General features: G+C 29.0%; 12 protein-coding genes. 10 read left to right on the top strand and 2 right to left on the bottom strand.

What is annotated here, in order from left to right; all coding sequences use genetic code 11:
* Nucleotides 1–55 precede the first annotated feature (55 nt).
* The 6 genes from NSA58_RS08690 (at nt 56) to phoU (ending at nt 5190) form a co-directional block, all read left to right on the top strand.
* The gene (locus NSA58_RS08690; RefSeq protein ID WP_139045097.1) at nt 56–916 is read left to right on the top strand and encodes a RelA/SpoT domain-containing protein; all 861 of its coding nucleotides are present in this window, start codon (nt 56–58) and stop codon (nt 914–916) included.
* A gap of 191 nt (nt 917–1107) precedes the next feature.
* A complete protein-coding gene (locus tag NSA58_RS08685) occupies nt 1108–1953 on the top strand; it encodes a phosphate ABC transporter substrate-binding protein (protein ID WP_039678722.1) in 846 nt (281 codons plus the stop codon).
* Nucleotides 1954–2014: 61 nt separating this feature from the next.
* Entirely contained in the window at nt 2015–2917 is a 903-nt protein-coding gene (pstC, locus tag NSA58_RS08680; protein WP_074078823.1) for a phosphate ABC transporter permease subunit PstC, read from the top strand.
* Nucleotide 2918: 1 nt separating this feature from the next.
* Entirely contained in the window at nt 2919–3740 is an 822-nt protein-coding gene (gene pstA / locus NSA58_RS08675; protein ID WP_039678724.1) for a phosphate ABC transporter permease PstA, read from the top strand.
* 14 nt (nt 3741–3754) lie between these two features.
* Entirely contained in the window at nt 3755–4513 is a 759-nt protein-coding gene (gene pstB, locus NSA58_RS08670) for a phosphate ABC transporter ATP-binding protein PstB (RefSeq protein WP_039678725.1), read from the top strand.
* Nucleotides 4514–4530: 17 nt separating this feature from the next.
* Complete coding sequence (gene phoU / locus NSA58_RS08665) at nt 4531–5190, top strand: phosphate signaling complex protein PhoU (RefSeq protein ID WP_039678726.1); 660 nt, start codon at nt 4531–4533, stop codon at nt 5188–5190.
* 73 nt (nt 5191–5263) lie between these two features.
* On the opposite strand, the gene NSA58_RS08660 is transcribed toward phoU, so the two are convergent.
* Together NSA58_RS08660 and NSA58_RS08655 are read right to left on the bottom strand one after the other, a co-directional pair.
* On the bottom strand, nt 5264–5602 hold the full coding sequence (locus tag NSA58_RS08660; protein ID WP_039678727.1) for a phage holin family protein: 339 nt from the start codon (nt 5600–5602) through the stop codon (nt 5264–5266).
* A gap of 180 nt (nt 5603–5782) precedes the next feature.
* A complete protein-coding gene (locus NSA58_RS08655; protein ID WP_039678728.1) occupies nt 5783–6094 on the bottom strand; it encodes a rhodanese-like domain-containing protein in 312 nt (103 codons plus the stop codon).
* Between the two features lie 262 nt (nt 6095–6356).
* On the opposite strand from NSA58_RS08655, the gene NSA58_RS08650 reads away from it, so the two are divergent.
* The 4 genes from NSA58_RS08650 to NSA58_RS08635 all read left to right on the top strand — a co-directional run.
* Nucleotides 6357–8837 (top strand): CoA-disulfide reductase, encoded by a 2481-nt coding sequence (locus NSA58_RS08650; RefSeq protein ID WP_074429892.1) that lies wholly within the window; start codon nt 6357–6359, stop codon nt 8835–8837.
* A 124-nt stretch (nt 8838–8961) separates the two neighbouring features.
* Entirely contained in the window at nt 8962–9270 is a 309-nt protein-coding gene (gene trxA / locus NSA58_RS08645) for a thioredoxin (protein ID WP_039678730.1), read from the top strand.
* A gap of 331 nt (nt 9271–9601) precedes the next feature.
* The gene (locus tag NSA58_RS08640; protein WP_039678731.1) at nt 9602–10936 is read left to right on the top strand and encodes a C40 family peptidase; all 1335 of its coding nucleotides are present in this window, start codon (nt 9602–9604) and stop codon (nt 10934–10936) included.
* Nucleotides 10937–11171: 235 nt separating this feature from the next.
* Nucleotides 11172–12084, top strand: a 913-nt coding sequence (locus tag NSA58_RS08635) for a flavodoxin domain-containing protein (RefSeq protein ID WP_257560392.1), incomplete at its 3' end; no start/stop codon positions are given.

Here is a 12084-nt window from a genome sequence, read left to right as displayed (position 1 = left end):
CCGATCTATAATTATAAGGTAAAATAAAAAGAGATACTATTATATGGAGGACAAAATGATAAATAAAGAACAATTTTTTAAAATTTATAATATAGATGAGGAAGATCTTAAAAAAGAAAATATAAATTGGGAAGATTTAAAAGCAATACATGATGACTTTATAGATTGTAAAAAAAGTTATGAAACACAGGCTGATTTGATTGCTAATATACTTAGAGCACAACCCAAAGTTCACTCAGTAAAAACTAGAGTAAAAGATGTAAGACATTTAATAGAAAAAATTATTAGAAAAACTCCTGAGAGAAGAGAAAAATATGGACAAGACTTTAATTTTACTGCAGATAATTACAAAGATGAGATTACAGATTTACTTGGAATTAGGGTAATACATATATTTAAAGAAGATTGGGAAGAAATACATAATTTTATAACTAATATGTGGGATGTAATGGAAATAGTAGCTAATGTAAGAGAAGGTGATGATACTAGAAAATTTGATGAACAGGGAATTGCTGTTTGTTCAAGGCCATCTGGATATAGATCTGTTCATTACTTAGTGGAATCTTATCCAACTAATAAAAAACTTATTACAGAGGTGCAAGTTAGGACTATATTTGAAGAGGGGTATGGAGAGATAGATCATCAACTTAGATACTCTCATGAGGATATACCGGAACTTTTAGGACAAAATTTGATGCTACTAAATAGAATTGCAGGAAGTTCTGATGAGATGGCATCTTTAATAAATAGATTAAGCCAAAGTATTCAAGAAGTTGAAAATAAATTTAAGGATAAAATAAGTGAAAAAGATAAGAAGATTGAATCTATTAAAGACAAAATTTATGATAGTAACGATATATCTGATATTGATAAGAAAAATTTGCTTGATGAGATTGATGATATATTAAAAATATAAATATTGTAGTAGTTAGACGAGAAAATTTATCAGTAAATATTTTGTAATATTATAAAAGCCATGAATTATTTAATTATAATTTATGGCTTTTATATTTATTACTAGATTTTTATTTTTAAAATATTAATCTTTTTACATGGTTATACTAAATATGATTAAAGGAAAAATTACATAAATATGGAGGTATATATATGAAAAATAAAGGAATAAAAATTATAGCATCTTTATTTTTTATGATAATAATTTTAGTAGCGGGCTGTGGTAAAAAAAATGAAGAAAACAAAACGAATACAGATACACCGCCAGAGACTGTAACAATTTCTGGTTCAACATCGGTTGGGCCATTAATAGAAAAAGAAGCAGAAAAGTTTAAGAAAGAGAATACTGGAATTAATGTGGAGATAAATCAAATAGGCTCCTCAGCAGGTATAAAAGATGCCATAAATGGAACAGTTGAAATTGGAATGTCATCACGTGACTTAAAAGAGGAAGAGATTGCAGAAGGTCTGGTTGAAGTAGAAGTGGCATTTGATGGTATGGCAGTAATAACTAGCAAAAATAATAAAATAGATTCTTTGAAGCTTAGTGATGTAAAAGATATTTATACAGGAAAAATAACTAATTGGAAGGATGTTGGTGGAGAAGATTCACAAATAGTTGTAGTTTCTAGAGAAGATGGCTCAGGAACAAGAGATGCATTCCAAGAAATAGTAGGATATACATCAGAAGAACTTTATAAGGAATCCATAATTGGTGATGGCTCAGGTAATATTAAAACTACAGTTGCAGGAAATAATCATGCCATAGGATTTATATCATTTGAATATATAGATGATTCTGTAAATGCAGTGAAAATAGATGATATAGCACCAATTGCAGAGAATGTAAAAAATGGAGAGTACAAATTATCAAGACCGTTCTTATTAGTATATAAAGAAGAAAATTTAAAGGAAAATGGAAATAAATTAATAGACTTTATATTAAGTAAAGAAGGACAAAATATAGTAGAAGAAAGTGGATTAATAAGAATAAATTAAAGTGATATATTAAAATCCTCCTTTTTATGCAGGGAGGATTTATTTGTATAAGGAGGTCTCTATGAATGAAAAAATAAATACATCAAAAAGCAAATCAAATAAAAATAAATACTTAATTGAGAGTATAACTTCCAAAATATTTCTACTAAGTGCTTTTATATCTGTAATAAGTTTATTACTTATAATCTGTTTTGTATTTTATAAAGGGGCTATTCCATTTGTATTTAAGGGCTATTCATTTTTTAGTTTTTTATTTGGAACAGAGTGGGTACCATCGGCAGATAAATATGGAATATTATCTATGATTTTAGCATCACTATATGCAACTTTTGGATCTTTAATTATAGGAGTACCAGTGGGGATACTTACTGCAACGTTTATTGTAGAAGTAGCACCAAAATCATTAGCAAAAATTATGTCTCCTGCCGTAGAATTATTGGCAGGGATTCCATCTGTACTATACGGTATATTTGGACTAGCATTTATTGTACCAAATGTTCAAAAATTATTTAATCAACCAAAGGGACAAAGCTTACTAGCAGTTATCATAGTATTAGCTATAATGATGTTGCCAACTATAATTACTGTATCTGAGACGGCGTTGAGAGCAGTACCAAAATCATACAAAGAAGCATCATTGGGATTAGGAGCATCAAAAACACAAACTACTTTCAAAATCGTCATACCAGCAGCCAAGTCAGGAATACTTGCAGCAGTAGTTCTTGGAGTAGGACGTGCTATTGGAGAAACAATGGCTGTAATATTAGTTGCAGGAAATTCTCCAGTTATCCCAAACTCCATAATGGATAGTGTAAGACCTCTTACAACAAATATAGTTTTGGAGATGGGATATGCATTTGGAACACATCAAGAAATGTTATTTGCAACAGGTATAGTATTATTTATTTTTATAATAATACTAAACTTAATTTTAAGTATGATATCAAATAAGGAGGACTATTAATATGAGAAAAACTAAAGATAATATATTGAATGCTTTAGTATATTTATGTGCCATATTTACAATAACGGTTCTTGTATTAATAGTAGGATTTATTTTTATAAAAGGAATGAAATTTACTACTCCAACCTTTATATTTAGTGACTATTCACCAGAAGGTGGAGGAATAAGACCTATGATAGTCACTACTATATATATGATTGCATTATCAATATTGATAGCCACACCTATCGGAATTTTATCAGCAGTGTATTTACAAGAATATGCTAAGCAAGGAAAGATAGTTAAAATTATTAGGTTTGCCACAGAAAGTTTATCAGGAATTCCATCCATAGTTTATGGATTATTTGGAGGAATTTTTTTCGTAGTAGCACTCAATTTTACTTATTCTATACTATCTGGAGCTCTTACGGTTGCTATTATAATTTTACCAATAATAATTAGAACTACAGAGGAATCTTTAAAAACTGTTCCATATAGCTACAGGGAAGCATCTTTAGGATTAGGTGCAACAAAATTTCAGACGCTGTATAAAGTTATCGTTCCCAGTGCCATGCCAGGTGTTTTATCAGGAGTGATATTAGCCATGGGCAGAGTCATTGGTGAATCAGCAGCCATACTACTAACAGCAGGAACAGTGGCACAAATGCCTTTTTCATTATTTGATAGTGCGAGAACTCTAACAGTTCAGGCATACTTAGTAACAAAGGAAAATGGAGACATAGGTCAGGCATGTGCAGTGGGCATAGTTTTGATAGTAATAATATTAGCTTTGAATTATATTGCTAAATTTATAAGTAAGAAATTTAATAAAGCTAATTATTAAAGAGAGGTGTTAAAATGTCACAAAATACTAAAATAAGTGTAAGAAATCTAGAGTTATTTTATGGTGATAATAAGGCTTTAAAAAATATAAATATAGATATAGGAGCTAATGAAGTAACAGCTTTAATTGGTCCGTCAGGCTGTGGTAAATCTACTTTTTTGAGAACTTTAAATAGAATGAATGACCTTATTGATAATGTTAAGATTACAGGGGAGATTAAGCTAGATGGATTAGATATTTATAAAAATGATGATGTTATAGAACTTAGGACAAAGGTTGGAATGGTATTTCAAAAACCAAACCCATTTCCAATGAGTATTTATGATAATGTGGCTTATGGACCAAGAGTCCATGGGATAAAAGATAAAAAACAACTTGATAAAATCGTGGAAGAAAGTTTAAAAGGAGCCGCTATTTGGGAAGAAGTAAAAGATAGATTGAAATCTTCAGCACTGGGACTTTCGGGAGGTCAGCAACAACGTGTTTGTATAGCAAGAACAATTGCTCTTCAGCCAGATGTCATACTTATGGATGAACCAACTTCAGCCCTTGATCCTATTTCTACACTAAAAGTAGAAGAGCTTATAGAAGAGATGAAAGAAAAGTTTACAGTGGTAATAGTAACTCACAATATGCAACAGGCAGCAAGAATTTCTGATAAAACAGCATTTTTCTTAAGTGGTGATTTAGTGGAGTTTGAAGATACAAAAACAGTATTTACAAATCCTAAGGATCAAAGAACAGAAGATTATATTACAGGTAGATTTGGATAAAAATAAGGGGTGTTTACATGAAAAGAAATGATAATAATTTAGGATTAAGTATAAATTCTTTAAAAGAAACTGCCGTAGAAATGATTGTAAAATGTGAAGTTATAGTAGAAGAAGCTGTTAATGCTATGGTTGCAAAAGATATAGAAAAATCAAAGGAAATAATAGGTTTGGATGACGACATTGATGATTTAAGAGGATACATAAGAGAACAGATTATAGAATTAATTGCACTAAGACAGCCTATGGCAAAGGATTTAAGAACCATATATGCACTTAGTATTATGTCTACTGAACTTGAGAGAATTGGAGATTATGCTGTAAATATTGCTATGGAAACAATAAAAATAGGTGAAGATGAGTACGTGGAGGAGTTAATAGATATACCAAAAATGAAAAGGGTAAGCATGGATATGTTAAAAAATGCAAAAATGGCTTTTATGAATAGTGATGTAAAATTAGCACATAAGACTGCCTTACAAGATGATATAATAGATGATTTATATAATGAAGTTTATATAGATTGTATATCAGCAATGCATAGAGATAAAAGGAATATTGCTCAAGCAGTAAGATTACTTTTAGTAGGTCGATTTTTAGAAAGAATAGGAGATCATGTTACTAATATTTGTGAGATGATAATATACTCAATCAAAGGAGAAATGCTTGAATTAGATTAAAGCCTAAAAATCTGTAAAGAAGATATATTCTTTACAGATTTTTTAGGCTTAAATTTCGTTTCACAAAATATTATTAGTCAAAAATATTATAGAATATAGAGTTTGCTATAGATAGTAATATTGCAGCCCAAATAGAATTCAATATTCCATTTAGATGAGCTCCAGGAACTAAAGCAAAAGCTAAATATAAAACTAGACCATTAATAACTAATGAAAATAATCCTAGTGTTAAGAAAGTTATAGGTAATGAGAAAAACTGTATAACAGGTTTTACTATTAGGTTAAGACAACCAAATATTATGGTAAGCATTATTAGAGATCCTAAAGAACCTATATATACACTAGACATCAAATTTGAAATTATGTATAAAGACACTGCATTAATAACAATAAATAACGATACTCTTCTCATATTAATTCTCCTTTTTATTTAAGTGTGTAAATTTATTACTTCAAAAGAAGTATATGTAATTTTACAATTATTATATAACAAATAATCAAAAACTATTAATAATCTAATTAATATTAAGAAATACTTAAGAATATATAATAAAATACCCACTTGATATATTTCAGGTGGGTATTTTGAGTTCTATAAATAATCTAAATGGCCAATAATACCTTGCTTTAAATTATATAAATGTTTAAAACCGTATTCTTCTAATAAGTGAGCGGCATAAATACTTCTTTTTCCAGAACGACAGTAAATAATAACTTTTTCATCTTTATAAGGTAATAAATGGTCTATTTGTGAATCTAAATCACTTATAGGAATATTTATGGCATTGGGAATGCGACTTGTATTGTACTCTGCCTCTGTTCTAACATCAAGTAAAATTAGTTTTTCTTTATTATTTATCATATTATTTAGTTCTAATGAACTTATATCTGTATATGGTTCCATTTAAAAATCTCCTTTAAAAGTTATGAAATAAGAAAGATAGTCCCATTCCTTTATTATTTCACAATTTTAATAATATATTAATTGTATACATAAATGTACTTGTAAATTAATTACCCATTTATGATTAGTTACAATCTATATGACATAAAAATAATTATATTTAGAAAAAAATTGATTTTATGTGACAATGTTACAGTCAGAATAATTAATTTCCTATATATTTTAGATATAATATTTATTTATATAGAAAGGGGATTTTATAATGAGTAAGAAGGTAGTTATAGTTGGTGGTGTTGCAGGTGGGGCATCAACAGCAGCAAGGTTAAGAAGAATAGATGAAGAGGCTAATATAATAATGTTTGAGAAGGGCGAGTATATTTCTTTTGCAAACTGTGGTCTTCCATATTATATTGGAGGAACAATAAGTGAAAGAGATAAGCTAATAGTTACAAGTAAGGAATCTATGAGCAATAAATTTAACATTGATATAAGAAACTTTAGTGAAGTAATTAAGATAGATAGAGACCAAAAAATAGTTACAATAAAAAATCACAAGACTAATGAATTTTATGAAGAAACATACGATAGTTTAGTATTATCACCAGGAGCTAGTCCTCTTAAGCCACCAATTCCAGGTATAAATGACTGTAATAATTTATTTACATTAAGAAATATACCAGACACAGATAAGATTAAGTTTTTCATAGATGAAAATAAACCAAAACATGCAACTGTAGTTGGTGGTGGATTTATTGGTCTTGAAATGCTAGAAAATCTACATGATTTAGGATTAGAACTTACTTTAGTAGAAGCTAGTGATCAAGTTATGGCACCTCTTGATATAGAAATGGCAAGTATAATTCATGAACATCTTGTAGATAAAGGTGTGGAGGTTATATTAAAAGATGGAGTAAATGAATTTAAAAATAATGGACAAAAAATTGTTTTGGCAAGTGGAAAAGAAATAAATACAGATATGATTATTTTGTCTATAGGTGTTAAACCAGAAACAGATATTGCAAAAGAGTGTGGGATTAAGTTAAATCAACGTGGAGCTATAGTAGTTGATAAAAATATGAAAACTTCTGATAAGAATATTTATGCTTTAGGTGATGCAGTAGAAATTATGGATTTTGTAAACAAAAAGCAAACGATGATTCCTCTAGCATGGCCAGCAAATAGACAAGGTAGAATAGTGGCAGACAATATATCTGGTAAAAAATCTGAATACAAAGGAAGTCTTGGTTCATCTGTGGCAAAAGTATTTGACTATACTGTTGCTACAACAGGAAATAATGAAAAAACTTTGAAAAGACTAGGAATGGATTATGAAGTAATTCACATTCATCCATCTTCCCATGCAGGGTATTATCCAGGATCATTCCCAATAGCGTATAAGATGACCTTTGATCCTAAGAATGGAAGAATTTTTGGTGCACAGGGAGTAGGAATAGATGGAGTAGAAAAAAGAATAGATATAATTGCTACTGCCATTAAAGGTAATCTTACAATATATGACTTGCAAGATGTAGAGCCTTGTTATGCTCCACCATACAATTCTGCAAAAGATCCAGTAAACATGTTAGGATATTATGCTGAAAATATAATAGAAAATAAAGTTAAGGTTATTCAATGGAATGAAGTTGATAAATTAGACAAAAATAATTCAATAATTTTGGATATAAGAGAAGAATTTGAGTTAGCAACAGGAGTAATAGAAAACTCTATAAATATACCTTTAAGTGTTCTTAGAGATAGATTAAATGAAATACCTAAGAATAAAAAGATATATGTTACTTGCCAAGTGGGTCTTAGAGGATATATTGCTTGTAGGATTTTATCTCATCACGGTTTTGATTGTACTAATATTGATGGTGGCATAAAAACTTATTTAGCCGTAAAGAAGTCTGAAAAAGCTTTGAATGGTCAAAATAATAAGAATCTGAATAATGGGGGAGAGGAAATGAAAAGAGAGGATTTTAATAAGGATAATATAAAGGCTCATGTTACATTAGATGCTTGTGGTCTTCAATGTCCTGGTCCAATAAGAAGGGTATTTGAAGAAATTAATAAGATGGAAGAAAATCAAATACTAAAAGTTAGGGCTAGTGATCCAGGGTTTACAAAAGATATAGATTCTTGGTGTGATAAGACAGGAAATATTTTATTAAAATCTGATTTTGATAAGGATAAGAAAGCCTTTGTAGCTTATCTTAAAAAAGGAAATAAAGATGTAAAAGTAAATCCTTCTTGCTCTTTAAGTACGAATGAAAAAGATGGGGCTACTATGGTTGTATTTAGTGGTGACTTAGATAAAGCTATAGCATCCTTTATAATTGCCACAGGAGCAGCATCTATGGGTAAGCCAGTAACTATGTTCTTTACATTTTGGGGACTTAATATATTAAAAAGAAAAGACAAACCATCTGTCACAAAAGATACTATGGAGAAAATGTTTGATATAATGTTGCCATCAAATACAGAAAAATTACCTTTATCACAAATGAATATGGGTGGTATGGGACCAAAAATGATAAAACAAATAATGAAAAAGCATAATGTAGATGATATAGATACACTAATAAAAAATGCTGTAGATATGGGTGTAAAAATAGTAGCCTGCTCTATGAGTATGGAGCTTATGGGAATTAAAGCTGAAGAATTTATTGATGGTGTAGAAATAGGAGGAGTGGCATCTTATTTAGGAGCCACAGAAGAATCAAATTTAAATTTATTTATATAAACTAAAAAATGTGTAATAATACAAAATATGGGTATATAAATTAATAATAATGTGGATATAAATTTGTTATTGTAATAAAATATAAATGACAGAAAATATATAGAAAAATATGGAGGATATTGTAATGGCACAAATGCTAAATAATGATAATTTTAATACATCTATAGAAAGTGGAGTATGCGTAGTAGATTTCTTTGCTACATGGTGTGGACCTTGCAAAATGTTAGCTCCTGTATTCGAAGAATTAAGTGGAGAAATGGATGGAGTTAATTTCTTTAAAGTTGACGTAGATCAAGCGTTAGATGTTGCGAGAAGATATGCAATAACAACAGTTCCAACAATGATAATATTCAAAGATGGTGAAGCTGTAGATAAAATGGTAGGTTTCCTTCCTAAAGAACATATAAAAGCAAAAATAGAAGCACAATTATAATAATAATTAATGTTACAATAAATAAAATGGTGATATCTTATAAGATTCACCATTTTATTTTTTTGTATCTAAATAGGGAATCATTGAATTAAATGGATATATTTACTAAAAAGATAAGGGGGTTGAGTATTAAATTATAAAAAATGATACTATTTTAGTTAAAAGGTTACGAAAAAGTTACAAAAATGTATTTTTTTTACTGTCGAAATATAGACAAAGTATTATAAAAATGTAATAATAGTATTAATACCAAGTAAATATGTTTCATAAATGTTACATATTGGAAGGGGGATAGAAATTACAATTTATAAAATTGTAAAATCGATTAATTATGAGTATAAACAAAAAATATGTAATGGCAGGTATGCTAGCTACAGCGCTAGTAGCACCTATAACAGATGCAACAAACTCTTATGCAGATGATACAAGAACAATAACAGGAAGAGTAAACTTTAGAACTGGACCAGGTAATGAATATGATTCAATGGGTAAAATTGAAGAAGGTGAAACAGTTACTTATTTAGGTTCGAATGGTGGATGGAGAAAAGTAAAATATAATTCTAAAGTAGGTTATGTATATAAGAATTATATTTCAGAAGGAACTACTAGTACAACTAGCGTAAAATACGTAAAATGTAATAAGTCATTAAACGTAAGAAAAGGACCATCAACAAGTTATTCAATAATAACAAGTTTATCTAATGGAACTAAAGTTAACGTAATATCAAGTAGTGGTGGTTGGTCCAAAATAACTACTGGAAGCACAACAGGATATGTTTCAAATCAATATTTAAGCAATAGTGCTCCAAGTTCAAGTAGCGAAACATCAACTACTAAATATGTAGTAGCAAATGTTGGGCTAAATGTGAGAAAAGGACCATCAACAAGCCATGCAGTAGTAACTACATTAGCTAATGGAACAAAAGTTACAGTTAAATCAACTAGCAATGGATGGTCAAAAATAACTACTGGAAATATAACAGGATATGTTTCTAGTTCGTATTTAACTAGTAGTAAACCAAGTACGGATGATAATTCAACTAATGAAACATCAACTATTAAATATGTAGATGCAAATGTTGGCTTAAATGTAAGAAAAGGACCATCAACGAGCTATGCAGCAATAACTAAATTAGCAGATGGAACAAAAGTTACAGTTAAATCAACTAGCAATGGATGGTCAAAAATAACTACTGGAAATATAACAGGATATGTTTCTAGTTCGTATTTAACGAGTAAAAAACCATCTTCAGGAAGTTCTTCAAGTTCAGATTCTTCAACTAGTACTTCGGCAAGTAAATTAATTTCTTATGCAAAGAAATTTTTAGGAAAGCCTTATGTATGGGGAGCTCAAGGACCAAATGGATTTGACTGTTCAGGATTTACATATTACGTATTTAAAAATTCTGCTGGAATAACATTACCTAGAACATCATCTATGCAAAGTAAATATGGAACTGCTGTAAGTAAAAGTAATTTGAAGCCAGGAGACTTACTATTCTTTGATACTGTCGGATCAAATAATGGTGGAGTTACTCACTGCGGTATATATATTGGTAATGGTCAAATGATACATGCAGCTTCAGGTCAGGGTAAGGTTGTTATAAATAACATAAACAGTTCTTACTATGTGAATGCTTATGTAAATGCAAGAAGAGTTTTATAATCATCGAAAAGTTAAAAAAGAAATGTACATTGGAATTATTAAGTAAATCTTAATAATTCCTTTTTTTATTATGAAAATAATATAAAAATCATAAAAATATAAGCTATTTACTCATTTGCTAGACGTAAGATATGGAAAGTGTAATAATATAAGAAAGGAATAAGTGAAAAAAATGAAACTATTCCTTTTGAAAAAAATGTCAAACTATAAGATTTATTATGAAGAGGTGGATAAAATGAATGTTACTCTTATTTTATATGAAAGTAAGTATGGGACAGGTAAGATTGTTGCAGATACCATATGTCCAGTATTAGGTCCAGCAAAATCTTTTGACATTAATGATGCGCCACATGATATTAAGTATTACTCTAATATTGTTTTAGTATTTTCCATGTATGGACATCATAGCTGCAAAAAAATATTAAAATATATAGACGATAACAAAATAGATTTTAGTAAAAAAAGAGTAGCCTTAGTATGCATAGGTCTTAACAAACAAGATGGTATAAATGAGATTAATAAAATAAAAACAATTATAAATAAGGAATGTATTTTTAGTGAATTTATAAAAGGTGAAATGTTTATAAATAAGCTTTCCTCTGAGGATAAGGAAAAAATAAAAGCATTCTGTTCTAAGGTTGGAATACCTTTCGGTGATTTAGGAAAACTTGATGATAGTAAAGTGTTGGAATTGGGTAAAAATTTAATAGAATATTTTAATACGCCGCAATTTATACCTCCAGCTAATGTAACAAAAAAAGAAATTGAAACTTTTCTCATAAATAAAAATACATGCACTTTAGCAACTGGATATGGAGATTTTGTAAGAGCAACACCTTTAGAGTATGAGTATTACAATGAAAATTTATATATAATTAGTGAAGGTGGATTGAAGTTTATAGGGCTTTTAAAAAATAACCAGGTATCTATTTGTATATATGAAGATTATAAAAATATGAATAATTTATGTGGTCTTCAAATAAGTGGAGAAGCAGAAATTTTACAACCATGGTGTGAAGAATATTTAGAAGTATTTACTAGAAAAGAACTTAAAATAGAAAATATATCAAAACTACCTTTTAATATGAATATAATAAAAATTGTACCAACTAAGTATGAGTTTTTATGTTCTAAATTTAAAAATCTAG

The sequence above is a fragment of the Terrisporobacter muris genome (genome assembly GCF_024621905.1).
Classification (GTDB): Bacteria; Bacillota; Clostridia; order Peptostreptococcales; family Peptostreptococcaceae; genus Terrisporobacter; species Terrisporobacter muris.
The sequence above is the reverse complement of the archived record's forward strand: the minus strand, read 5'-3'. Positions and strand labels throughout refer to the sequence as shown.